Origin of the sequence: Dietzia sp. SL131, from assembly GCF_026672565.1 — a bacterium.
In the GTDB taxonomy this organism is placed as follows: Bacteria; Actinomycetota; Actinomycetes; order Mycobacteriales; family Mycobacteriaceae; genus Dietzia; species Dietzia kunjamensis.
On sequence record NZ_JAPPRI010000003.1, the window covers coordinates 1,022,819 to 1,047,005 of the forward strand.

Sequence of the window (24,187 nt, forward strand, 5' to 3'; positions counted from 1 at the left end):
CGGGCGACGGGCCGCTGTCCGCGTAAAGTCGAGGACCATGACGGGGTTCTGGGACTCAGGCGAGAAGAGCACGGCATCGGAACGACGATTGCAGCGGATGGAGGAAGCCCGCCGCCGCGTGGAGGCCGGGGAGAACACCTCGCCGCCGCCTCCGCCCGCACCCGCCAGGAGCACCCGGCCGACTCGGTCCGCCCGCGCCGCCAAGGCCCCGACCGTCGATCCGCTCGCCGTGACCGGCGCCCAGTTCGCGGTATGGCGCAGCGTCCAGCACTTCTGCAGCACCGACTCGACGCCCGACGCCCGCGGCGCGAACCTCGACCTCTTGGTCGCCTGGTCCGACTCGATCCAGCCGTTCCGGCTCCGGCAGCGCATCGTCGCCCGCCTGGACAACGAGGGCGCCTGGCTGCCCGTCTGCTACGCCAAGGACGGTGCCCGCGAGCCCATCACGCAGGCCCAGGCGGAGCGCTACCGGGAGGCCCGGCTCGGCGAGACCACCCTGTCCGGCGGGGCCCAGAAGCCGCTCAAGGACACCGACCACCCGGACGAGACGCTCACCCTGTAGTCGTCCCTGACGCGCCCCGACCCCGCCGGCCGGGGGTCAGCGGTCCGCGAGCGCGAACCGCCGCCCCTCGGGCTGCGGGCCCGTCGCGAGGACGATCTCCTCGGCTCCCGCCTTCGCGGCCGCCGCGTCGGTGGTCTCCTTGGCGGCGGTGACCTCGTCGTCGTCGTTGTTGTCAGTGCCATCACCCGCGCCGCCTCCGGCAGGGTCCCCCTCGCCGGTGGCGCGGACCATCTCGCCGTCGCCGGGCAGGGGATCGACGGCCACGATCGCCCCCTCGTCCAGCAGGTCGATGATGGCCGTGCGCGCGGCGCGGGCGTAGCGCAGGTTCCGCAGGGCCGGGGTGTCGGAGTCGGGCGCGGACGGGTCCACGTCGACCAGCCGCAGCGGCTCGCCCGACGGCGCCTCGTACGCCTCGCAGACGGATTCGACGAGCTCGTCGAGCGCCAGACTGTCCCGCTCGCCGAGCTTGTCCACGATGATCATGCGGGCACGCTCCAGCGCCGGCGCCTCGGGCTCGGTCGCAGTGTCGATGGCGGTTCGGATGGTCTCGAGTGAGGTCATACCCCGAGCCTGCCAGCCCGGGCGACGACGTGCAGCCGGTCAGCAGGGCCGGTGGGCGTCGTGTACCTCCGATACCACCGTCACCACCACGTCCTCGATCTTCCAGCTCAGCTCCGCCAGCCTCCGGCGCACGTCCGCGAGCCGCTCGACGGTGATCTCCCGGCCGCGGGCCGAGACGAGGAACGCCTCGACGTGGAAGACGTGCCCCTCGTCGCGTACCCGCGCGCCGTGGTCATCCGCCCAGTCGACGCCCGCCAGCAGCTCGTCGATCCGGTACACGAGCGGGTGCGGGTCCGTGCCGTCGAACCGGGTGGGTCGCGCATCGGCGAGTCCCTCGATCGCCCCGCGCAGGTTTGACCACCCGTCCCGGACGATGGAGGCACTCACCACGAGCGCTGCCACCGCGTCCGCCCACCACAGGCCGAGCGAGATGCCCAGCACACCGACGATGGTGGCCAGTCCGGTCTTCCAGTCGGCGCGGTTCATGTCGGCGTCGGCGTAGAGCACCTTGTCGTGCAGCGCCTCGGCGGGACCGGTCTTCATGCGACCGAGGATGAGCGGCCCGACGACGGACAGTGCCATCACCGCGATCATCAGCCATCCGGACCAGATCACCTGCCCGCCGATCACCACGACCCCCATCGGCGGGCGTTCACGGGTCAGCAGAGCCGTTCCGGAGTCGACGACGAGGAACGCCCCCATCGCGAGCAACGCCACCCCCGCGACGAGGTGCCCGATCCCGACGGAGCGGTGCCTGCCGTAGGGGAAGCGGGCGGTCGGCGGCATGCGGGAGACCCGGATCGCCACGAGGAAAGCGATCGGCGGGAGCAGCGACAGCGAGTCCTCGATCCACGCGGCCTTCATCGCCTGCGACTGACCAGACACCGCGTACACCGCGGCGACGGTCACGGTCATCACCGCGAGGGTGGCCCACTCCAGGCGGATCGCCCGGCGCAGCGCTGCCCGCTGCTCGACGGGCAGGTCGTCGCGACCGAGCCCCGGGGCCACGCCCGCCACCGCGTGTTCGCCCCGGCCCCTGTCCCGCTCGTCACTCACGATTCACCCCCGGCCTCGGCGAGGTAGGTCTCCAACGCCACCAGCAGCGCGTTCTCCCCGAGCGGTGTGGCCATCACCATCTTCTCGGTATCCCCGTCCGGGGTGATCTCCTCGGTGTACGGCCTCGTCAGTGCGACCTCCTTTTCCCACGGCGAGTCGGAGGTCAGCCCACCCACGACCACATCGAGGTCACCGCGGGCCATCGCCATTGCCAGTTCGCTCTCCGCGCCCGGCGTCCACTCGACGTCCGCGGCGTGGGCTTCGGCGAAGCCGGTGACGAGGTCGACCTCCCGACCGGCGACGCGGCCGTCGTCGTACACCTCGGTCCACGGTGGGTTCTCCGACACGCCCACCCGGAGCACGCCGTCGGTGATGCGCGCGAGGCTGCCGTCGGTGTCCTTGGGTACAGGTCCGCCGCAGGCGGCCGCGAGGGTGGTGACGGCGGAGGTGAGAACAACGGCGACGACGCTGCGGGCGGTCGTCGACACCGGGCTGCGGGACGGGCGACGCACGACGGGATGGCTTCGGACCTGCACGATTCCCCCTCCGCGTGGAGCAGTTCAGGACGAGAGTTCCACCAGGACGCCGGGGATCTCGGCCAGCAGTTCGCGGGCGAGGAAGCCGGTCGTACCGATCCGGGCGGACAACCGTTCCCCTGCCCGCCCGTGGCTGTGGGTCGCCCACGCGGCGGCCTGGGCGGGTTCGGCGCCCCGGGCGAGCAGCCCACCGATGAGCCCGGCCTTGACGTCACCCGACCCCGAGATCCCGAGCCCGAACGAACCGGACTCGTCCCGCCAGAGTCGGCCGTCCGGGGCGGCGATCCACGAGGTCGCGGTGCCGGTCACCACCACGGCCCCCGCGCGCTCGGCCAGCGCAACGGCGTGTCCCGGGGTGTCAGCCTCCACGTCGTCCTCCGGCACGTCGAGGGTGCGGGCGAGTTCCTTGGGGTTGGGGCTGAGGACCGCGCGACCGTCGAGGGGGGCGAGCCCGCCGGGGTTCTCGGTGACGTAGGCCATCCCCAGCGCGTCAAGCACGAGGGTGGTGTCCAACCGGGGCACGACGTCTGAGAGCAAGTCCACCGCTGCGACCTTCTCGCAGATCCCGGGGCCGAGCACCACGGCGTCACACCCCTCGGCGAGCTCGACGATCGTGTCCGCCCCCGCGGCGGTGAGTTCACCGGCGTCGTCCTCGGGCAGACCGATCGACTTCGACTCGGGAATGTGGATCGCCAGCGACGACGACACCGACCCGGCGGTGGCGATCTGTAGTTTGCCGGCCCCGCACCGCAGCGTCGCCTCGGCGGCCAGCAGCACAGCGCCCGGGGTGGACCTGCTGCCACCGACGACCAGCACCCGCCCGCGGCCCTCCTTTCCACCACCGGGGGAGGGGAGCGCCCAGTCCCGCAGCGCATGGTGCGTGAGGACCGACTCGCTGCTCACCTCGCCGCTCATCTCGCCGCCGCCTCGTTCCCTGAAGGCGACTCCCGCGTGGTGGGCGCATGGCCGCGCTCCACGGCCGTCGTGTCGGCATAGCTATGCAGCTCGAGCCCCGCGCTGCCGGGGTGGTGCCCCACCGATTCGTGCCGCCCCGGGCGGTGCCGCCCCGGGCGGTGCTGCCTCGGTGCGAGCTGCCGCTGGCGATAGATCGTCACCGAGCAGTTGGGCAGCGGGTCCTCGCGGTCGACCCGGAGGACCTCCTCTTCGGCCAACTGCTCCAAGGCAACCCGGAAACACATGATCACGGCCTGGTGGCTGAAGACGCAGACCCGCTCGCCCGCGTACTGCTGCCGGAGGTCCGTCAGCAGGTACCGCACGCGCAGCAACACGTCGGTCCAGCTCTCACCACCCGGCGGGCGGTAGTAGAACTTGCCGATCCGGTCCCGTCGCTCTGCCTCCTCCGGGTACCGCTCCCGGATGCCCCGGCCGGTGAACCCGTCGAGGATCCCCAGGTCGCGCTCCCGTAGTCGCTCGTCGGTGAGCAGCCCGGGGCCACCCGCCCCGCCGCCCGGTGCGGTGTCGCCGGCCGCCTCGAGCGCAGCCGTGGCGGTGTCCGCCGCACGGCGATAGGGCGAGGTCAGCCACACCGTCGGCCGGGCGTCCTCGGGCAATCCGCCGAGCCAGGCGCCCACTGCCCGAGCCTGCCCCACTCCCGACTCCGACAGCGGGGTGTCGGCATCACGGTGGTCCAGTTCGAGACGATGGGCGCCGGCGGCACGGGCGTTGTCGTTGGCGACGTTGCCCACGCTCTGACCGTGGCGGACCAGGAGGAGTCCGGCGAGTTCCGTCACGGCTCGAGGACCACCTTCACGGCGCCGTCCTCCTTCTTCTGGAACATCTCGTACGCGCGGGGCGCATCGGCCAGCGGGAGCCGGTGGGTGGCGAAGTCGTCGACGCCCAGCGGATCGTCGTCGGTGAGCAGCGGCATGATCTCCGGAACCCAGCGCTTGACGTTGGCCTGGCCCATCTTCAGGGTGATCTGCTTGTCGAACAACGTCAGCATCGGAATGGGATCGGCGGTGCCTCCGTACACGCCCGAGAGCGAGATGGCCCCACCGCGGCGCACGATGTCGATCGCCCCGTAGAACGCCCCGAGGCGGTCCACCCCGGCGTGCTCCATCATCTTCTTGCCGAAGAACTTCGGCATCAGACCGACGGCGGCGTGCGCAGCGCTGGCGATCGGCGAGCCATGCGCCTCCATCCCCACCGCGTCGATCACGGAATCGGGCCCGCGGCCATCGGTCATGTCGCGGATCGCATCGCCGATCTCGCCGGGAACGTCGGTCGGATCGAGGACCTCCACCCCCCGGTGGGCCTGACGGGCCCGGCGCTCGGCCACCGGGTCCACGCCGATCACACGGTGACCACGGTGGGCGGCGATCCGCGCGGCCATGTCCCCGATGGGCCCGAGGCCCAGTACGACGACCGTGCCGCCGTCGGGGATCTCGGCGTACTCGACGGCCTGCCACGCGGTGGGAAGGACGTCGGACAGGTAGAGGTAGCGGTCATCGGAGTGCTCGTGCGGCACCTTGATGTGGGTGTTCTGGGCCTGCGGCACGCGCAGGTACTCGGCCTGGCCGCCGGAGACGCTGCCGTACAACTCCGAATAGCCGAACAGCGCGGCGCCCATACCCTGGTCTCGGACCTGCGTGGTCTCACACTGGGTGTTCAGGCCCTTGTCGCACATGTAGCAGTGGCCGCAGGAGATCTGGAAGGGCATCACCACGCGGTCCCCGGGCTTGAGCCCGGTAACCTCGGCGCCGACCTCCTCGACGATTCCCATGGGCTCGTGGCCGAGGATGTCGCCCTCGTTCATGAAAGGACCCAGCACCTCGTACAGGTGTAGATCCGATCCGCAGATGTTGGTGCTCGTGATCTTGACGATCGCGTCGGTGGGCTCCTGGATCTTCGGATCAGGAACGTCCTCGACGCGGACGTCGCGCTTGCCGTGCCAGGTGACTGCCTTCATGTGCGGGGCTCCTCTCTGGTCGTGCCATGCGCGTTCACGCATGCCTCCGACGGTAGTAACGGAGGGCAGCGTCCGCATCCGGTAACCGGGGGCCGCGGGTCGCAGGACGCTCAGGACAGCGCAGTGTGGTCGGGACATCATCGCGTTCGGGAGACCGTCGGCGAACCGGGGCTCTCGCTTCGCGATACCGGATAAAGTGATCGTCATTCAGATCGGATCGGTCGGTTACCCGACCCCGTCGCTGGTGGTGACCATGAGTAGTCCGCCCAACGGACCCGGCTGGGGTAACGAGGGGTGGGGGCACGCCTCGTACGGAGAGCGTCCGCAGGATGCGCGTCGCTCTCCGGTGGTCTGGGCGCTCGGCGCGCTCATCGTCGTGTTGCTGATCGCCCTCGCAGGCACTGTCGGGTACCTGCTCGCGTCCGACGACGACCAGCCGGGCGCGGCTTTCGCACCCACGACGACCCCCTCCGAAGCGTGGACGACGAGGCAGGGCGCCCCCTCGGCCTCGACAGGGAACGGCACGCGCGCAGGAGTGGCGGGGGTGGGGCCGTGCGACCCGGACGAGATCGCGGCAGAAGCGGGTATCACCCGCCGGGATGTGAACATCGATCGGTGCCTGGGCGACTGGGCTCTCGCTCATGTGGACGTTCCGGCCGGCGAACCGGCCGGGGACACGCAGTACATCCTCGGTCGCGCCGACGGAACCTGGAGTCGCTATACCGGCATTCCTTCGGGGATCTGCTCGGATGATGCGGAGGGTGACGGGATGCCCGCCGAACTGGCCGCGTTCCTGAACGAGTGCCCGCGATCTGAGGGCGCGGCGGGGGATCTGGGCCTGGCCACACCGATGTCGAGGCCGGCCTGCGATGGCCGGGGAATCGTGGTCCTGTATTCGGCTGTCACGCCGGGGGCCTACTCGGAGGAGATCTCTTCCGCGCTGTCGAGGCACCCGGGGGCGTCCTACCTCCGTACCGACATGGCGTGCCCGTCCCTGCGTTCTCGCGATGAGAACGGCAATGTCATCTACGCGGTCTACCGGCCGTCGGGGTACACGCGTGGGGAACTGTGCAGCGATGTGCGAGCGGCGGGTCCGCCCGCGTACGGCCGGTGGCTGGACACCACGAGCGACCCGACCGAACTCGTCACCTGCTGACCCGGAGGTCGGCCGGCTCGGGGACGGGGTCAACGAATGAGCAGCGGAATGTGTTGTTCATCAGTGGTGTTGGCCCCGTGGTGGCCGAGCAGGGATGACTCCATCTTCTCGAGCTGTGTACGCGCGAGAATCACCCCTCCGGCGGCGATGCCGATGACGTCGCCCAGACGATCGGCGTGGTCTCGGTCGGGTCCGAAGAGGTGCTCGTCGAGTGCCTGCTCACGACTGATCACCCGGGCTCGCCCGGCCAACTCTGATCGCCACGTGTCCAGGACATCGTCGGCCGATCCCGGTCGCGCGTAGACGTGACGCACTCGGGGCTCACCGGCAACGGTCTCGACGTCGGCGAGCAGCGTCGGCGTCGCGTCTATGTCGACAACGGTTTCAGCAGTGACCATCCCGTGGTCTGCCGTCAAGATGAGCCTGCAATCGCGGGGCAGGTCAGTGGCGAGGTCCGCGACGCACCTGTCCACTGCGCGCAGGGACTGCAGCCACTCGGGAGACCCCGGCCCGTGGACATGGCCGATGAGATCGAGGTCGCCAAAGTAGGCGTAAGCGAACCGTCGAGCGCGAGACGGCTGACTGAAGGTGTCGAGTATTCCCTGGCGGACTTCGTCAAGGGTGTTCGCCGCCCGATAGTCGCCCCCCGCCCGGAACGCTGCGCGGGTCAGTCCCGACTCGCGGAAATCCTCTCGCATGACGTAGGTGACATCGACCCCGTCAGCGGCAAGCAGCTCTAGAACACTCGGCTGTTGTTGAACCTGTCGGGGCGGGAAGCGATCCATCGCCGAGGGGCCGCTCGACGATTCGACCGTCCACCGCAATGGATTGAACGACGCTGGCGGACCGCCGGACTCGCCGGAGATCCGGAAGCTGTATCCCACGATGCCGTGTTTGGAACACGGAGCACCCACCGCGAGGCTGGTCAGGCTGGTCGCAGTTGTCGAGGGAAAACCTGCGCAAATCATGCGGCTGGTCATCGCGGCGAGGGTGGGGGCCTCCTCGGCGTGCTGGCGGATGAGCTCCGCACCAAGCCCGTCGATGAGTACGAGTACTGCATCCCGAGCCGGCGGTAGGTGCAGGGGGTTGCGAAGGTCAAGCCCCAGGGCCGCAGCAACTGACGGCATGACGTCGGCCAGTGAACCGTCAGACGGGTTGGCGGGGATCGCGCTCATCTCATCACCATCCCCCAAGACCCGCACGGAGCGGGGGAAATCCGTGCCCACAGGACGTTCGGTTCACTCGGTGCGGCCCTCGTGGTGTCAGAAGGGTGGTGGGTCGATGAGTTCGTCGAGGCGTTCGTGGAGTAGGGCGCGGATGCCTTTTTCGATGTCGCTGTGGTGGGGTTTGTTGCGGGCCCACCAGCGGCTGGCGCTCTCGGGGGTGGCGCTGGCGGGGGCGGCTTTCTCGGGCGTGGTGTCGGTGGCCGCGCCGGTGCTGGCGCTGGTGGCGTCCGTGTTTGTGCCGTTCCCGGCGGGTGGGGTGGGGTCGTAGGTGCGGGCGCGTTCGGCGTTGCGGCGTTCGGTGTTGCGGCGTTCGGTGCGGTGGCGGGAGGCGCGGCGGGACCAGAACGTCGGCTCGGCGTCGGCCTTCTCGTCACCGGTGGGCCCGGGGCTGCGACGTTGTTGCCGGGTCCACGCCTCGGTTTCGGCGTGGGCCTGTTCACGCCGGTACTCGGCCAGGGGGCCGGAGGGTCGGGTGAGCATGGTCGAACCGTCCGGGGTGCGCACGGTCAGGGTGCCGTCGGGCTGTAGGTCGTAGATCCAGTCGGAGAAGGTCTTGAACCGGTGATGGCGGCGGCACATCGCGGCGAGGTTGGCCTCGATGGTGTGTCCGCCCCGACGGGGGTCGGCGTGATCGAACGGCACCACATGGTCCAGATCACAGGCCTCGGCCGGGATCGCACAGCCGGGGTGGCGGCAGGTGCCGTCCCGTAGCCGGATCCGGCGGGCCAACTGGGCACCGGGCCGGTATTTCAGGGCGGCGCGGGCGTCGTCGGCGGCGCCGATGCGCGGGTCGATGGGTTCGAAGGTGGCCCCGTCGCTGGTGGCGAGCATGTCCAGCAGGGCCTGCAGGGCGGCCTGGCCGGAGCGGGTGAACTCCACTCGGGCGCCGCCGGCGTCGCGGGCGTGGTTGCCGGTGGCGATGACGGTGACCTTCGGCCGCAACGCCACCCCGGCACCAAGCTCGCCGGGCTGGCCGGGCCGACCGGCGCGACCAGCGGCGCCAGCTAGGCCGGCGTCGCCGCACACCAGGGACATCAGGGCGTCGGCGCGCCGTTCGGCGATCGAGTAGTCCTCGACCTCGCCAGCGGCCGCGCGATCGCCGGGGTTGGCGGTGTCGGGGTTGGCGGTGTCGGCTTGGGCGTTGGCGGCGGCTTGGGCGTCGGCGTACTTGTGGTCTTTCACGCGGTGGTCGAGGGCCTCGGCCAGGACGGCGGCTTCCTCGGTGGCCAGGATCGCCGAGACGCTGGACATGCCGTCGACGCCCTTGTGCAGTCGCACCCCGCGGGTGCGGGCGGCCTCTTGTCGGCGCAGGCGGATCCCGTTCGAGTCGTAGCGGGCGATGATCGCATCGACGTTGCCGCGGATGGCTTTCTCGCCCATGCGCACCCCGCCCTCGATCGCGGCGAGGTATTCCTCGACGACCTGGCGCTGCACCGCCTCGAGCACGTCGACGTGGACGGTGGCCATCTGCGAGGCCAGTATCTTCGCGGCCTGCAGATCCAGCCGCCCCTGCGCCATCTCGGTCAGGATCGCCGGATACCGCAGGTGCAGGTCGAGGGCGAAGGTGATCATCCGTTCGGCCCGGCCCGTCGAGATCGCCATCGCCGACACCACGTACCCGGCCGCGACATCGATCGGATCGAGTACCGCATGACCGGGCCGACACTCACCGCTGCCCGCCCCGGACTCCTCCCGGTGCTGGCATTCGACAAATAGCTCGTAACAGGCCACGAACCGGCGCGCCGTCGCGCGATTCTCGCCCATCCACCCCTCCCGCGCCGCCGCCCGCAACCCCGACAGCGACACGGGCGCCGCGGAACCGGCGCCGCCACCAGACGGGGACGGACCACCGGACGGGGATGGGGACGGGCCACCGGCCGCGGCGTCTGCGTTTCCGCCCATGTGCTCCACCCCCTGACCGTCTGGCTACCTGGTATCGAATCTGTGTTCTACGATACGCACACACATTCGACCAAGCAAGGGTTTTCTCCGCTGCTGGCCTACCTATTGATTTGCAATCACCGATCGCCCATTTCAGCGAAATGTATGATCCACTCTTCTTGATTGCTTGGGGTGGATGCCCCGTAGACCCAAACTCGGAGGCGTTCCATGACCAAGACCATCACCTGTGCCGGAGCGATGGCTGCCGCGCTGCTCGTCATCTCGACGGGGGCAGCCACCGCCCAAACTGCGGGAGCGGTCGGCTCCGACAGCCTTCCGGGTTCGTCGGAGACCGAGGGGGGCTATCTCGGCGAGGCCGGCGAGCTGCTGCCCGGTTCTGTTACGGGTTCGCTGCCCGGCTACGCCTCCGGACCGCTGGGTTCCACCGCCACCCTCGTGTGCAACCTCGGTTCTGCGGCCGGCGCCGCCGCCAACCTGATGGGGGTGCCGTTGCAGGTTCCCGTCGGAGTCATCTGCATGGTCCTCAACCCGGTCGCCGAGTCGGCGGATGCGCTGCTCGAGGGAGACGTCCAGGGTTCCGTCGGCGCGGTGGTGTCCGGTGTTCCGCTGGTCGGCGCGTCGCTCGAGGATCAGATCGACACCGGGTCCGCCACCGAGTCGGTGGAGGGGTCCGTGGGTGATCGACTGGGTTCTGTCTCCGAGGCCGCGCTGACTCCGGAGAACTGAGGCGGCTCCCGGAGCCCAGCGCCCAGCTCCCGGGGCCCGGCGCCCGGCACCCCGCGCCCGGCCCCCGCACCCCGACCCCTGCACCCCGGCTAAGGGGCGGGGTCGATCCGGGTCGTGGGCGTCGGCCTACCTAACGCTGCTGGCGCCCGAAGGCGTGCGGTTCGACGGGTTGTTGCGCCCGGGGTAGGCCCGACACCACGAGTCGGTAGGACTCGGTGACCAGCTCGGAAACCATGTCCGCGGTCAGTGTGCCGCCGGGGTGCAGCGAGATCCAATGCCGCTTGTTCATGTGGTACCCGGGCGTGATGTCGGCGTGCGCATCGCGCAGGGACATCGAATCCGACGGCAAGGCCTTGAGGATCACTTGACGCTCGCCGTCGACGACCGCGTGGAACATGAACATCTTCCCGCGGACCTTGAACACGTCGAAGTCCGGCCCGAAAGGGAACTCCAGAGTCGACGCGGGCAACTCGCGGGCTCGCATCGCCGCGCACTTCTGGAGCTCCCGTCCGTTCATGCCGTCGACGCTACCGTCGCTGACTCCGCGCCCGGCTCCGCGCCCGACCCTGCGCCCGGGCGGGCGGGACGCTGCGGGTCGCCCGGCGTGTCGTCGTCCCGGCCCGGCCGGGTGATGAGCGGGTTTGCGAGTGTCCCGGCGAACTGCAACGACCCGGCCTGATCGGTCAGGTCGACCATCTGCCGCGTGTTCCGCAACTGCAGGCGGTTGAGGCACGAATGCTTGAACCGCGGAGCGAACAGCGCCTCCCAGGTGGGATGGTGCACCTCGCCGTCGTGGTCCTCGCCGTTGTTCCCCTCGCCGCCGCGACCGCCGCCGCCGCGACCGCCGCCGCCGCGACCGCCGCCGCCGCGACCGCCGCCGGGAGCCAGGGTCTCCAGGCACTGCCGCGTCTCGTCCCAGAATTGGTCGGCGTCGAGCACCCCGGCGACGTCGAGGATCGAGGCGAGGTGGCGCAGCACCCCGTCCATGACGTCGGTGTGGACGCTCAGTGCGGCTGTCTCTGCGTCCACCACGTGGCGGATCCGCTCGAGTCCGGCGGGCAGGGGCCGGTCACGCACCACGGCGACCTCCTCGCCGATGTCCTTGAACAGCGCCCGGCGCACGGTGTGGTCGGGGCCCATCACCACGATCACGTTCTCACCGTGCGGCATGAAGACCAGCCCGTGCACGAGCAGGCACCTCGCGACGGGCAGCACGTAGGCGTCGAGCAGCGCCCGGAGCCAGGTGCGGGCGTCCAGGCCCGACCGCTCGAGGTGCTCGACGGCGAGGGACCGCCCGTGCAGGTCCACGTGCAGCATCGAGGCCAGCGTGACGGCACGTTCTCCGGGGGCCAGCCGCGAAACGGGGCTCTCGCGCCACAGGGCCGCGATCATCTTGGTGTGCGGCCCCTCGTCCGAGATCCTGGCCGCGGCCGCCCGGTGGTAGGCGTCGCCGGTGTAGCCCACGGCGGCGACCTCGCGCAGGATCTGGAAGTCCAGCGCGCGCAACACCGGATCCGAGGCGACGACCCCGGCCACCCAGTCGTTGACGGCCGGGGTGTCGCGCATGTACTTCGGCGACAGGCCGCGGGTGAAGCCCATGTTCTGCACGGCGAGGGCGGTCTTGACGTAGCCGCGCTCGGGGTGGGTCACGTCGAAGAAGGTGCGGACGGACTGCTGTGGCCGGTACTCGCTGTCGGATTCGCCCAGGTAGACCAGGTCGTGGCGCGCGAGATCGGGGGCGAACGCCACAGCGACCTCGTGCTGCCACTGCCACGGGTGCACGGGCACGATGCGGTAGTCGGCGGGGTCGAGGCCCAGCGAGCGCAGCTGGTCGTCGCACCGTACGAGGGCATCGGTGCCGAACTCGCGCGCGTAGTGGTCGCGCTCGTCGAGGCCCGTCACGGTGGCCAGGTCGCTCAGGCCGCGGCGGGCTGCCAGCCACACCAGCCGGACGGTCGACAGGGCCTCGGGCGTGTAACGGTGACGGTCGTCCAGCCCCAGGCCGATACGGCCGTTGTTGGCGACGAACCCGGGATGCCCCTCGGTCATCGCGCCCTCGACCTCCTGCAGATCGGCCTCCGCGAGTTGCTGCGCAGGTCGATCGCGGTGATGCAGGCAGAACGCCGCCGAGCCGAGCGTGGCCGCGATCTCCTCCAGATAGGTCCCCACGAGCGACCCGGGGATCCCCAGACGGGGCGCGAGGGTGAGGATCAATTCCTGCGCGTCCGGCTCGGCCGGGACACCGTCGACCTCGCGGCACAGCGAGGCCTCGTCGATCGCCCAGTGCTCCAGCGGCAGCACCCGCGCGCGGAACGTCCACCGTTCGCCGCCGGCGCGCACTTCGTAGGTGTCCGGGCCGACGTCGGTGTGAGTTGAGCGGGTGGGCGCGAGGAGCCGCTCGTGGGAGAACTCGGCCAGCGCCTTGGCGCAGAGGTGGCGGTGCGCGCGGCGCATGGCGTGACCGGTGAGGTGGGCGTGGGGTGGCGGTGTGACCGGGGGTGACGACGACGAGACCGGCATCGACGTCCGGCCGATCTCCGACTCGCGGAACGCCTCGGCACGACAGATGGAGAGCAGCGCCGTCTTGTCGGGCAGGTCGACGGGGCCGTCCTCGCGGAAGCCGGCGCGGGCGTTGAGCCGGTGCACGGCGGTGTTCCGGATGTCCGGCTCCACCACCATCCGGCGGGCCGGGGCGCCGAACAGCGGCACCTCGAACGCGGTCGAGCAGATGGCCCCCATCACGGCCGCGGACGTGCCGGGGACCGGCGTGCGGGTGGGCGCGACGAGCAGGTGCATCCCGAGGTCGCCCGGCTCGTGCGGGTACCGGCCGTCGAGTTCGACGACGTCCGGGTCGTAGAACACGGCCAGGCCCACACGTAGACCGTCGATGCGCACCGTGTGCACCGACCGGTGCGGGCTCGCCGACCAGTCGGTGAGGAACTCCTCGACCTGCGCCGGGGTGGTACCCCGCATTCCCCAGTAGGCGGAACCGGGATGGTCGAGCCATGCGTGCAGGGTGCGGACGGTGTCGTGGTCGAGGGCCAGTGGTTCCAGGGTGACCAACCCGGCGGGTGTGTGGACGGTGCTGGTGTGGACGGTGCTGGTGTGGGTGGGGGCGGTGGTGTTCATCGTGCCTCCTGGTGCCGGGCGGTCGGGGCGCCGAACTGCTGGAACGCGATCGACGACTCGATCGGGTAGACCTCGCGGCCGCAGATCCCGCGCAGGATGATGCTGTTGCGCATCGCTCCCATGCCCAGGTCCGGGGCGGTGAGCCCGTGGGTGTGTTCCTCCGCGTTCTGGACATGGATGAAGGAGTGTGCGCGGTCGACGGTGTGATCACGGGCCACCCGGTAGCGCCCGCGGCCGTCCCTGTCGATCTCCTCGGCGATCCCGTCGAGGAACCGCGGCGGCGTGGGGTAGTAGCCCGTCGCGAGGACGAGTCCCTCGGTGTGATGGGTCCACTGCCTGCCGGTGTCGGTGCAGTGCAGGTCCAGGCGCAGGGCAGCGCCGGAGGCGGTGGCGGGGCCGGTGCCGGTGGCGGGGTCGGCCTCCCGGCGGGCACCGTCGAGGGCCGTGGCGGCGGCCAGCAGCCCGGTGTCCAGGCCCTGGACCGAACGGCGGTAGAGCAGATCATGGATCTGGTTGATCAACTCGGCGTCGATGCCCTTGTACAACGAACGCTGCTCGCGCAGCATCCGGTCGCGCTGGTCCGGGGGCAGGTCGTGGAAATGGTCGATGTACTCGGGCGAGGTCATCTCGAGTGTGAGCTTGGTGTACTCCATCGGGAAGAACCGCGGCGAGCGCGTCAGCCAGTCGACGCGCGGCCCGTCGCCGGCGGCGGCGGAGAGCAGGTCGTGGTAGATCTCCGCGGCCGATTGGCCACTGCCCACCACGGTCACCGACCCCAGCGAGAGCAGGTCCTCCCGCCGGTGCAGGTAGTCGGAGGCGTGGAGAGCCACCGTGCCGCCACCGTCGAGCAGTCCCGTGTCGATCGGCGACCACGGGGTCGTGCCGATCCCCAGCACCAGGTGGCGGGCGCGATAGGTCTCGGTGCCCTCGCGGGTGAGGGCGGTGACACGGTAGACGGGGGCCTCGTCGTCGTCGCCCGGTCCCTCTCGTCCCTGGTCCTCCCGTCGGACGTCGACGACCTCCCGCCCCCAGCGCAGGCCGCGCACCCGCTCGGCAGCCCACCGGCAGTAGGCGTCGTATTCGGCGCGCAGCGGCTGGAAATTCTCACGGATGTAGAACGGGTACAGACGCCCGACCTGCTTGAGGTAGGCGAGGAACGAATACGGCGAGGTCGGGTCCGCCAACGTGACCAGGTCGGCGAGGAACGGCACCTGGATGGTCGCGTCGTCGAACATGAGTCCGTGGTGCCAGGCGAAGCCGTCGCGGGAATCGAGGAACACCGCGTCCAGACCCAGCGGCTCGGCCAGGCACGCCAGGCCCAGGTTGAACGGGCCGATACCGACGCCGAGCAGGTCGTGCACGCGGGAGGTGCTCAGGTCAGTGCTCACGTCAGCACCCCCGCGGTCGTGGCCTCACGTATCCCCTCGGCGAGGTAGCGAGCGGCGTCGCGGACGTCCGTCAGCACGACGGCCACGTCCTCGTCTCCGAGGTTCGGATCGAGAACCGTCAGCTTGAGACAGGGCCGGCCGTCCACGACCGTCGACGCGACGAGCGAACGACCCTCCGCGAACAGCGCGTCGCGGACGGGGCGCACGAGGGCGTCGGCCTCGTCGTCAGTGAGTGCGCTGTCGGTGACGGGACGGTCGGGCGCGGTCACCGCGGGCCGGGGCCGGAAGAGCACCGTCGACAGCGCCGGGCGCCGCACCAACTCGAGTTCCGGGTCGGCCTCGATCGTCCGGCCGATCCGGGCGGCCACGTCGATCGCCTCGTCGAGTAGACGGCCGATGCCGTCAGCGCCCAGCACGCGGAGCGTCATCCACAGTTTGAGGGCGTCGAAACGGCGGGTGGTCTGCAGGGACTTGTCCACGGCGTGGTCGTCGCCGTCGGCGGGGTTGAGGTAGTCGGCGCTCACGGTGGAGTGGCGGAAGCCCGAACCGTCGCGCAGCAGCAGCGCCGAGGCGGCCACCGGCAGAAAGAACGTCTTGTGGAAGTCCACGGTCACCGAGTCGGCGAGCCCGATCCCGTCGAGCAGGTCCCGGCGCGTCGGGGAGACCAAGAGCCCGCCGCCGTAGGCGGCATCCACGTGTAGCCAGACGTCGTGGCGGCGGCAGATGCCACCGACCGCCCGCAGCGGGTCGATCGCGCCGTGGTCGGTCGTACCGGCGAGCGCGACGACGGCCGCGACCTCGTCCCCGGCGTCGGCCAGCGCGGACAGGGTGCGGTCGAGGGTCGCGGGGTCCATCCGGTCGCCGTCACCGGGCAGGGCGATGACCGCATCCGGCGAGAGACCCAGCAGGCGGGCCGCCTTGACCACGCTGAGGTGGGCGTGTTCGCCGGTGACGATGCGCAGGCGGGTCAGTCGGGCGCCGCGGTCCGTGTCCCGCTCCGCCCCCCGGCGCCCGGGGGCCGGTCGGGCGAGGCGGTCCTCGCGGGCGGTGAACAGGCCCTGCAGGTTGGAGGCGGTACCGCCGGTGGTGAAGACGCCGTCCGGGCGGGGGGTGGCGTCGAGATCACTGGCGTCGAAAGCACTGGCGTTGAGATCACTGGCGTCGAAACCGATGAGACCGGTGACCCAGTCGATGAGCTTCTGTTCGATCAGACACGCCGACGTGCCCTGATCCCAGGTCTCCACAGCCGTATTGACCGACGTCGCGAGTGCCTCGGCGGCGACCGCCGGGATGGTGATCGGGCAGTTGAGGTGGGCGAGGTAGCGCGGGTGGTGGTAGCCCACCGCGTGGTCGAGGTAGAGACCCCGGACCTCCTCGAGTGCCCTGTCCAGCGTGCCCAGCGGCGCCGCGAGATCGACGGCGGCGGTCTGCGCTGCCAGCGTCGACGGCGACGCGGATGAGCGCGGCGTGGTCCGACCGTCGAGATACCGGCTCACCTCGGCGGTCGCGGCAGCCAGGGCGGCGGCGTGGGCCTCCCGGTTCCGGCTGCCCAACAATGGATCGTTCACGGGTACTCCGACCTACTCGGGGACAGTGGTACGGCCGAACGCTATGCAGGGTAGGCTTACCTAAACAACAGTAGAGTGAGATGAATCACGTTGTGGGACAGGTGAAGTGGAAATCTTTCCCGTAGCTGTTGTGTTCGGGGGGCGGATCCCGTTACCGTGACGCCTACCAAGGTAAGCCATGCCTAAATCGGCCGCACCCTCGACGACCCCGGATCGGTTACCAACCAGGCGACGTTCCACACCAGATGGAGACCCCATGACCGCACCCGCTGCACGATCCCGGCTGACGCTCGACGGACCCGACGATCCGGCACGTCCGCGGGCCCGGGCGGTCCTCGTGGCCCTCGCGGCCTTCGTGGCGCTCCTGGCCGTGCTGGCCGGGTGCTCGACCGGCGCCGTCGACGGCGGCGGGGACGCCGGCGCGGGAGGCGGGGTCGAGCGGCAGGGCGAGTTCCCCCGCACCCTCTCGCACGCCTACGGCGAGACCGAGATCCCGGAGGCGCCCCAGCGAGTGGCCACCATCTCCTGGGTCAACGCCGACGTCTCCCTGGCGTTGGGTGTGGTTCCGGTGGGGATGCCCCGCAACTCGTTTGGCGCCAACGCGAACGGGTCCACGGACTGGTTCGACGCGGAACTGGAGGAGGTCGGCGGTGACATGCCGACGCTGTACTCCGAGACCGACGGAATCAACACCGAGGCGATCGCGGCCCTCGAGCCGGATCTCATCCTGGGTGTCTACTCCGGGATGACCGAGGAGGAGTACGAGACCCTCTCGAAGATCGCCCCCACCATCGCGATGCCGGAGGGCGACGTCGCGTTCGGCACCGCCTGGCAGGACTCGACCCGGCTGATCGGCGAGGCCCTCGGTCGTTCCGAGGCCGCCGAGGAGCTCATCGCGGACGTCGAGGGGCAGATCGACCGGGTCGCCTCGGACAACCCGGGAATCCGCGACACGACCTTCATCTACGGCACCGTCGACCCCGACGCCGCGGAGAAGATCTACGCGTTCACCGACGTCGACAACCGCCCCCGATTCCTCGAGCAGCTCGGGATGGTCCAGGCGCCGGTCGTCGCCGAGGCGTCGAGCGGCTCGCCCGAGGAGTTCGCGGTGACCTGGTCACCCGAGCGCGCCGACGAGCTGGTCTCCGACATCCTCATCACCTACGCCGCCTCCCCCGAGGTCCGCGAGGCCATCGAGTCCGACCCGCTGCTCGGGCGCATCCCCGCCGTCGAGGCCGGGCGGATGGTCGTGCAGACCGACGAGCAGCAGGTCCTCTCGATCTCCGCCTCCTCGCCACTGAGCCTGCCGTGGGCGCTGGAGAACGTCGTGCCCGACATCATCGCGGCAGCACAGCAGGCCTGACGCGCGTGACCACCCCAGCGACGAGCACCGCCGACCCGCCCGCCCTCCCGGCGGGCGGGTCGGCGGGTGGGTCGGCGGTGCCGGCGGTACCGACCGTGCAGCGGCGCCACCGTGTCGTGATCGGCACGGTGGCCTCGTCGACGTTGCTCGTCGCGGGCGTGGCACTCTCGCTGTTCGTGGGAGCGCGATCCGTCGACCCGACGGTGGTGTGGTCGGTGTTGGCGGCGCTCCCGTCGCAGGTGTTCGCCGGTGACCTCACGGCCACCCTCGCCCCCGGGTCGGGCACCGGGATGGACGAGGTGGTGGTGGCCGCCCGGGTTCCCCGCACGATCACCGCGATCCTCGTGGGCGCCGCGCTCGCGGTGGCGGGCGCCGGGCTCCAGGGCGCCACCCGCAATCCGCTCGGCGACCCGGGCCTGCTCGGGCTGACCGCCGGCGCCGCGCTCGGCGTGGTGCTGGGGCTGGCCCTCGCGCCGGCCGCCGGCCCGTCCGCCGTCGCGTTGTTCGCGGTCGCCGGCTCCCTGGCCGCGGGCATGGTGGTGGTCGGCGCCGGTCGACTCGGCGCCGACTCCGGCACCGGACTCGTCCTCGCCGGGGCCGCCGTCACCGCGGGGTGTACCGCGGTGACCTCCTCGCTGGTCATCGCCCTTCCCGGAGTCCTGGACCGGTTCCGCTTCTGGGGCCTGGGCTCGGTGGCCCGCGCGTCCGCACCCGAGATCGGTGCCGCCGCGCCGTTCATCCTGCTGGGGCTCGTCCTCGTCCTGGCCGGCGCGGCCACCCTCGACGCCCTCGCGCTCGGCGACGACCTGGCCCGCGGGCTGGGAGTGGGACCCGTCGTCGGGCGCGCCGTGGTTCTGGCAGGTGTGGTGATCCTGTCCGGGGTCGCCACCGCGCTCGCCGGCCCCATCGCCTTCCTCGGATTGCTCGTGCCGCACCTGCTGCGGCGGCTGGTGGGGGTGGGCAACCGCGTCGTCCTGGGCCTGTCGGTGATCGTGGGGCCGGTGGTCCTGCTGTTCGCGGACACGGTCGGGCGTGTGGTCGCCCCGCCCGGGGAGATCGCCGTCGGTGTGATGACCGTGGCGATCGGTGTGCCGTTCCTCATCGCCCTGCTCCGCGCGAACCGGGGGGTGGGCGGCTCGTGAGCCCCGACGTCCTCGACCGAACGGCCGGCCGCGCCCGCGGCTCCTCGACCGGCACCGAGCTCGCCGAGACCGAGCGGGTCGTCCGCCACCTGTCGGCCCGCCGCCGCAGGCATGCGGTCCTCGTCGTCGTCGGCCTCGCGGTCGTCCTGGTGACGGTGATGGCGGTGCGCGTGCTGCTGGGCCGTTACACGGTGACCATCCCCGACTTCATCGCCATCCTCGGCGGGGCGACGATCCCCGGCGCCACGTTCGTGGTGATGGAGGACAAGCTTCCGCGTGCGGTCCTCGGTGCGCTCGCCGGCCTGGCGTTCGGCGCGTCCGGCGCGCTGTTCCGACGCGTCCTCGGCAACCCCCTGGCCAGTCCAGACATCCTCGGGATCTCCCACGGCGCCTCCGCCGGGGCCGTGGCCGGGATGGCGCTGTGGGGGCTGCGCGGCGTGGGGGTCGTACCCGCCGCGTTGCTGGGATCCGCCGTCGCGCTCGCGATCGTCCTGGCGGCCTCCGCCGGCCGGCGCACCGGGATCGTCGGCCAACGCTTCCTGCTCGGCGGTGTGGCCGTCGCCGCCCTCGGCACCGCCGTCGTCACCCAGCTCATCGCTCGGCTCCCGCTGACCGGCGCCCAGGAAGCGGCCGTGTGGACCGTCGGGTCGCTGTCCGGGGCGTCGGGGGAGCGCATTGCCTGGCTCGCCGTCGCGCTGGTGGTACTGCTCCCGCCGGGGATGTGGCTGCACGCCGCGCTCCGGCCCGCCGAGTTGGGGCCCGAGCTCGCCGTCGGCCTCGGGTCCCGCCCGGTCCCCACCCGTGCTGCCGCCCTGGGGGTGGGGAGTCTGCTCGCCGCCGCCGCGACGGCGGTGGCCGGCCCGCTCGCGTTCGTCGCCCTGCTGTCCACTCCCGTCGCCGCCGCGCTCGGCCGCGGACGCCCACGTATCGGGGCGGCGGCGTTGACCGGCGCCGTGATCGTGGTGGCCGCGGACATCGTGGCCTCAGAGGCGTTGGGGACGGTCGACCTGCCCACCGGCGTGGTGACGGGCGCGCTCGGCGCCCCCGCCATGCTGTGGATCCTCCTGCGTTCGAGAAAGGTGGCCTGATGAGCATCCCCGCGCCCGTCGCGTCCGTGACCCCGGCCCTGCCCATGGATTTCGGCCCCGAACCCGACCCGGCCTTCCGCCTACGCGGCCTGACCCTGGGCTACGGTGCCGACCCGGTCATCCGCGACCTCGACCTGGACCTCCCCGCCGGACGGACCACCGTGCTCATCGGTGCCAACGGCTGTGGCAAGTCCACGATCCTGCGGGCCCTGGGGCGTCAGCTGCGCCCGCTGTCCGGGTCGATCGAGACCGACGGTCGCAGACAGTCCGAGGTCGGTGCCCGTGAGCACGCGCGGTCCGTGGCGTTCCTGCCGCAGTCCCCGCTGGTGCCGGAGGGGCTCACCGTGGCCGAGCTCGTCGCGCGCGGCCGGCACCCTCACCGTCGGTGGTGGGGAGGAGGCGAGGACGACGACACGGCCGTCGCCGAGGCGCTGGCGATGACCGGCACCGCCGAATTCGCCCAGCGGCGGGTCGACGAGCTGTCCGGCGGCCAACGGCAACGCGTCTGGGTCGCACTCGTGTTGGCCCAGGCCACACCCACCCTCCTGCTCGACGAACCGTGCTCGTTCCTCGACCTGGCGCACCAGCTCGACGTCCTCGATCTCGTACGCGACCTGCCGCTGCCCGCCGGCCACCGCGACCACGGCACCGGCCGCCGCACCGTGGTGGCGGTGCTGCACGAACTCAGCCTGGCCGCGCGGGTGGCCGATCACCTGGTGGCGGTCGCCGAGGGCGGCGTGGTCGCCGCGGGCCCGCCAGACCAGGTGATCACCCAGGAGACCTTGCGTCGCGTGTTCGACCTGGACGCCGACATCATCACCGATCCGGCCACCGGCCACCCCGTGGTGCTGCCACGGGGACGACGGAAGGGGACAACATGACCGCTGTAGCCGTAGAGGCACCGATCGTCGTCTCGCAGACCCGCGTCATCGACTCCCGCCCGCTGGGGGAGTCGTTCGTCCGCCTCGTGGTGGCCGGGCCCGACCTGCTGCGGTGGTCCGCCGACGTGGTGGACCCGGGCACCGTCCGTGATGCCTACATCAAGGTCATCGTGCCCCCGCCGGGCGGTGGCGGCGCGATCCCCGATGCCCACGCGATCCGCGACTGGCTCGCACTGCCAGAGGCCGAACGCGGCTGGATGCGCACCTACACCGTCCGCCGCGCGGACACCGTCGAACTGGACGGGGAACACGTTCCCGCACTGACGGTGGACATGGTGGTCCACCCCGGTGGCGACGAGGGGCCGGGATCCGCCTGGGCGCGCTCCGTACGGCCGGGCGACATCGTGCACATCGCCGGGCCCGGGCGCGGGCACGCGCCGTGGGCCGCCTGGGCGCCCGGGCAGTCCGAGCGGGTCGTGTGCGCCGGTGACGAGACCGCCGCGCCGGCGCTGCTGGCGATCGCCGAGGAACTGGCAGGGGAACTCGCCGCGGAGCAGGCCACGGCTGGCTCGGTGGCGGGCGGGTCTGTGTCGGGCGGGGCGGTGACGCGGCGTCAGGTACAGATCATCGTGGAGGTGCCCACCCACCGCGATGCCGTGGCACTGGCAGAGGACGCCCCCGACTTCGTCACCCTGCTGCCGCGGGAGGGGGAGCCCGGCACCGCGGTGGCCCGTCGCCTGGCGGGCGTGCTGGACCTCGGCGACGAGTGCGTGCGGACCGTCCTGGGCGGGCGCCGACCCGCTGAGCGCGAGTGGCAGCCGGCGACCGCCGTCTCCTCCGGCCAGCCGTACGTGTTCCTCGCGGGAGAGGCGGGGCTCGTCCGTGCCATGCGCCGCCTCGCCGTGGACGCCGCCGGGGTGCCCAAGGAGGCCGTGGCGTTCATGGGGTACTGGCGGCGCGGCGCCGCGGAGTGCTGATCGGTCCTAGGCGCCGCGGTCGGCGGGCGGGTACGACGGGTCCCGCAGCGCCCTGAGGACGTTCGGGTAGCGAGACCCGGGCAGACGGTTCCCGATCGGATCGAAGTGCAGGTTCTCGTCATCGTCCTCCCACGAGTCCACCGTGAGCCGGCCCAGCGTCTTCCACTTGCCGAGCGGCGTCGCGTGTTGCAGGGTCCACGTGCCGCCGTCGCCGGTGGGGATCGCGGCCAACAGGAGCGGGCGACCCGCGATGAGCACCGGGAACATGGACGTCATGGTGCGGCCCATCGTCCGCCAGCCCGTGGTGAGGACGTACCGGCTCAGCGGTCCCGTGCCGGTGCTGGCCAGCAGGATGTCCACCGGCCGCTCGGCGTGGATGCGAACGGCCATCCCGCCGATGTCGGGCACCGCGTCCGGCAGCCCCACCGCGCGGGAGAACCGGATCGTCGCCGGCCAGCGGCCCGTCACGTCCAGCAGGGACGACCCCGTGCGACCGACCCCGGTCACGCTCAGCGTGGCCTCGGCGATCACACCCTTGGGGTGCAGCGCCTTCGGGCGCGCGAGTCGCGCCACCGCGGCCACGGCGCCGAACGCGGACCCGGCCAGACTGGACAGGGGCGCCGAACGCAGCGCGACCTCCTTCGACTCCGTCGTGGTGGGCACGAGAGCGGAGGACCGGGGGGAAGAAGGCTCGGCTGGAGAGCTCGCTGCGGCGTCGTCGCGGCCGGCATTCCGGGTGCGTCGGGACATGGAGTCACGATACCGACCCGCGTCAACCCAGTGCCGATCGTAGGCGGGGCAGCACCCAGTCCCACGCGATCCGCTCCTGCTCCAGGCGCAGGTCGCCCCGCGCGGTCAGCAACTCCAGCGTGGCGACCTCGTCCGCGGTCAGTCGCGTGGGTTCTCTCCGGGTGGGTCTGGGGTCCGTGACGGTGAGGTCACGCCAGGTATCGAGGGTCTCGACGTCCATGAGAACGCTGACCGCGTGTGGCGCGTGGTGGCGGAGCCTGTCGAGGATCGCGAAGCCGTGGGAGTCGAGGTCTCCCCAGTAGACAATGAGGGCGGCGAGGGCCCACGGCAGTGCGGCGACGGCATCGACGGCGAATCCCCGCCCGAACAGTGCGACGGCGCCGGGTAGAGGCGGGAGGGCCAGGAACGTGGTGAGATTCTCGACGACGACGAGGTGTTGCGGTCCCGTTCCGTCGTCCCAGAGCTCGGCCAGCTGATCGACCGGGCTCTCCACATCGCGCAGCGGGAAGGGGATCGCGGGGTCGAGGATCCGCATCCGGACGCGGAGGTCGGAGCGTTTGAGTCCCAGCCCGGAGACGATCGGCGGTTCGTCGTGTGCTGCGCTGTCGCGACCCGACCGGGCAGCGTCGACGAGCTGCTCGACCAGACGGATGCGGGTTTCGATCCACTTGGTGTCGACGCCGGGAACCGCGACCTCGCGAGCTCGCAGCCCCTCGGTGGGATGCTCGAGCACCCATCGGCACACTGCGAGCAATCGCTCCATGTCCCGGTCGGGAAGCTTCTCCCAGAGGGGGGCGGTGGCCGCAGCGGCCAGACTGAGTTCGGAGTGGTCGGGGCCCAATCGGAGCAGATCATCCGCCCTGGCGCGCACAGTCTCCCATCGCGCGGCTCGTCCCCCGATCCGCGCGATGGCCCGGTCGCCTCGGATCTCCACGCGCTGAGGAAGGGCGACCACACCGAAGCCGGGCAGTCGACGGTCCGCCCAGGCGACCTCCACCTCGTGGGCGCCGTGGGTAGCGCGCGCGTCGACGGAGGATTCGAACTCCCGCCACCGGCGGATCCAGTCCGCGGTTCCGGTCGGATCGCCGGATGCGCGTGCTGCAGTCGGGCATGCAGTGGAGAATCGCAGGACGTCGGTGGCTCCGGAGGCCGGGTCGGCGAGCCATTCGCGGTACCTTCGAGCGAACCGGGTGGCGCAGGCCTCGGCGAGGTCCGCGGGAGTACGCGGCGGGTTCGGCCCGGCCATG

22 protein-coding genes are annotated in these 24,187 nt (G+C 71.4%); 8 read left to right on the forward strand and 14 right to left on the reverse strand.

Annotated elements, in window-relative coordinates; genetic code table 11:
• Positions 1-37 precede the first annotated feature (37 nt).
• Positions 38-562: a hypothetical protein gene (locus OVA21_RS05590; RefSeq protein WP_268091972.1), complete on the forward strand. Its 525-nt coding sequence runs from the start codon at positions 38-40 to the stop codon at positions 560-562.
• 36 nt (positions 563-598) lie between these two features.
• Here the strand turns inward: OVA21_RS05590 and OVA21_RS05595 are convergent, their stop codons facing one another.
• From OVA21_RS05595 to OVA21_RS05620, 6 genes are read right to left on the reverse strand one after another with little or no spacing between them, the layout of a single operon-like run.
• Complete coding sequence (locus tag OVA21_RS05595; RefSeq protein ID WP_268091973.1) at positions 599-1,123, reverse strand: hypothetical protein; 525 nt, start codon at positions 1,121-1,123, stop codon at positions 599-601.
• Between the two features lie 39 nt (positions 1,124-1,162).
• Entirely contained in the window at positions 1,163-2,179 is a 1,017-nt protein-coding gene (locus tag OVA21_RS05600) for a cation diffusion facilitator family transporter (RefSeq protein WP_268091974.1), read from the reverse strand.
• Positions 2,176-2,715, reverse strand: a complete 540-nt coding sequence (locus tag OVA21_RS05605; RefSeq protein ID WP_240341420.1) for a transporter substrate-binding domain-containing protein — start codon at positions 2,713-2,715, stop codon at positions 2,176-2,178. The genes OVA21_RS05600 and OVA21_RS05605 overlap by 4 nt, the downstream gene beginning before the upstream one ends.
• 24 nt (positions 2,716-2,739) lie before the next feature.
• A complete protein-coding gene (locus tag OVA21_RS05610) occupies positions 2,740-3,618 on the reverse strand; it encodes an NAD(P)H-hydrate dehydratase (RefSeq protein WP_268091975.1) in 879 nt (292 codons plus the stop codon).
• A gap of 8 nt (positions 3,619-3,626) precedes the next feature.
• On the reverse strand, positions 3,627-4,466 hold the full coding sequence (locus OVA21_RS05615; protein ID WP_268091976.1) for a histidine phosphatase family protein: 840 nt from the start codon (positions 4,464-4,466) through the stop codon (positions 3,627-3,629).
• Positions 4,463-5,644 carry a zinc-dependent alcohol dehydrogenase gene (locus OVA21_RS05620; protein ID WP_268091977.1) on the reverse strand — a complete coding sequence of 394 codons (1,182 nt, stop codon included), beginning with the start codon at positions 5,642-5,644 and terminating at the stop codon, positions 4,463-4,465. The genes OVA21_RS05615 and OVA21_RS05620 overlap by 4 nt, the downstream gene beginning before the upstream one ends.
• 196 nt (positions 5,645-5,840) lie before the next feature.
• On the opposite strand from OVA21_RS05620, the gene OVA21_RS05625 reads away from it, so the two are divergent.
• Entirely contained in the window at positions 5,841-6,800 is a 960-nt protein-coding gene (locus OVA21_RS05625; protein WP_268091979.1) for a hypothetical protein, read from the forward strand.
• A 29-nt stretch (positions 6,801-6,829) separates the two neighbouring features.
• Here the strand turns inward: OVA21_RS05625 and OVA21_RS05630 are convergent, their stop codons facing one another.
• Positions 6,830-7,975, reverse strand: coding sequence for an alkaline phosphatase family protein (locus OVA21_RS05630; protein ID WP_268091980.1), 1,146 nt, complete (start codon positions 7,973-7,975; stop codon positions 6,830-6,832).
• A gap of 87 nt (positions 7,976-8,062) precedes the next feature.
• On the reverse strand, positions 8,063-9,790 hold the full coding sequence (locus OVA21_RS05635) for an HNH endonuclease (RefSeq protein ID WP_268091981.1): 1,728 nt from the start codon (positions 9,788-9,790) through the stop codon (positions 8,063-8,065).
• A 345-nt stretch (positions 9,791-10,135) separates the two neighbouring features.
• Here OVA21_RS05635 and OVA21_RS05640 point away from each other — a divergent pair, with 345 nt between their 5' ends.
• Positions 10,136-10,654 carry a hypothetical protein gene (locus OVA21_RS05640; protein ID WP_268091982.1) on the forward strand — a complete coding sequence of 173 codons (519 nt, stop codon included), beginning with the start codon at positions 10,136-10,138 and terminating at the stop codon, positions 10,652-10,654.
• 130 nt (positions 10,655-10,784) lie between these two features.
• On the opposite strand, the gene OVA21_RS05645 is transcribed toward OVA21_RS05640, so the two are convergent.
• The 4 genes from OVA21_RS05645 to OVA21_RS05660 are packed head-to-tail and all read right to left on the reverse strand — an operon-like array spanning position 10,785 to position 16,739.
• Positions 10,785-11,171: an MmcQ/YjbR family DNA-binding protein gene (locus OVA21_RS05645; protein WP_268091983.1), complete on the reverse strand. Its 387-nt coding sequence runs from the start codon at positions 11,169-11,171 to the stop codon at positions 10,785-10,787.
• Complete coding sequence (locus OVA21_RS05650; RefSeq protein ID WP_268091985.1) at positions 11,168-13,783, reverse strand: GNAT family N-acetyltransferase; 2,616 nt, start codon at positions 13,781-13,783, stop codon at positions 11,168-11,170. The genes OVA21_RS05645 and OVA21_RS05650 overlap by 4 nt, the downstream gene beginning before the upstream one ends.
• On the reverse strand, positions 13,780-15,171 hold the full coding sequence (locus tag OVA21_RS05655) for a lysine N(6)-hydroxylase/L-ornithine N(5)-oxygenase family protein (protein WP_132063183.1): 1,392 nt from the start codon (positions 15,169-15,171) through the stop codon (positions 13,780-13,782). Before OVA21_RS05655 ends, OVA21_RS05650 begins: the two co-directional genes overlap by 4 nt.
• Entirely contained in the window at positions 15,168-16,739 is a 1,572-nt protein-coding gene (locus OVA21_RS05660) for a pyridoxal phosphate-dependent decarboxylase family protein (RefSeq protein WP_067713907.1), read from the reverse strand. Before OVA21_RS05660 ends, OVA21_RS05655 begins: the two co-directional genes overlap by 4 nt.
• Positions 16,740-16,995: 256 nt before the next feature.
• On the opposite strand from OVA21_RS05660, the gene OVA21_RS05665 reads away from it, so the two are divergent.
• From OVA21_RS05665 to OVA21_RS05685, 5 genes are read left to right on the forward strand one after another with little or no spacing between them, the layout of a single operon-like run.
• Positions 16,996-18,102 (forward strand): iron-siderophore ABC transporter substrate-binding protein, encoded by a 1,107-nt coding sequence (locus OVA21_RS05665; RefSeq protein WP_069388508.1) that lies wholly within the window; start codon positions 16,996-16,998, stop codon positions 18,100-18,102.
• 5 nt (positions 18,103-18,107) lie between these two features.
• The gene (locus OVA21_RS05670; protein WP_096905607.1) at positions 18,108-19,244 is read left to right on the forward strand and encodes a FecCD family ABC transporter permease; all 1,137 of its coding nucleotides are present in this window, start codon (positions 18,108-18,110) and stop codon (positions 19,242-19,244) included.
• The gene (locus tag OVA21_RS05675; protein ID WP_227022251.1) at positions 19,241-20,332 is read left to right on the forward strand and encodes a FecCD family ABC transporter permease; all 1,092 of its coding nucleotides are present in this window, start codon (positions 19,241-19,243) and stop codon (positions 20,330-20,332) included. Before OVA21_RS05670 ends, OVA21_RS05675 begins: the two co-directional genes overlap by 4 nt.
• Positions 20,333-20,376: 44 nt before the next feature.
• Complete coding sequence (locus OVA21_RS05680; RefSeq protein ID WP_268093115.1) at positions 20,377-21,213, forward strand: ABC transporter ATP-binding protein; 837 nt, start codon at positions 20,377-20,379, stop codon at positions 21,211-21,213.
• The gene (locus tag OVA21_RS05685; RefSeq protein WP_268091986.1) at positions 21,210-22,190 is read left to right on the forward strand and encodes a siderophore-interacting protein; all 981 of its coding nucleotides are present in this window, start codon (positions 21,210-21,212) and stop codon (positions 22,188-22,190) included. The genes OVA21_RS05680 and OVA21_RS05685 overlap by 4 nt, the downstream gene beginning before the upstream one ends.
• Positions 22,191-22,196: 6 nt before the next feature.
• Here OVA21_RS05685 and OVA21_RS05690 read toward each other — a convergent pair whose 3' ends face one another.
• Together OVA21_RS05690 and OVA21_RS05695 are read right to left on the reverse strand one after the other, a co-directional pair.
• The gene (locus tag OVA21_RS05690) at positions 22,197-22,940 is read right to left on the reverse strand and encodes a phosphodiesterase (RefSeq protein ID WP_268091987.1); all 744 of its coding nucleotides are present in this window, start codon (positions 22,938-22,940) and stop codon (positions 22,197-22,199) included.
• A 22-nt stretch (positions 22,941-22,962) separates the two neighbouring features.
• Complete coding sequence (locus tag OVA21_RS05695; protein ID WP_206474157.1) at positions 22,963-24,186, reverse strand: Wadjet anti-phage system protein JetD domain-containing protein; 1,224 nt, start codon at positions 24,184-24,186, stop codon at positions 22,963-22,965.
• Between the last annotated feature and the right edge of the window lies 1 nt (position 24,187).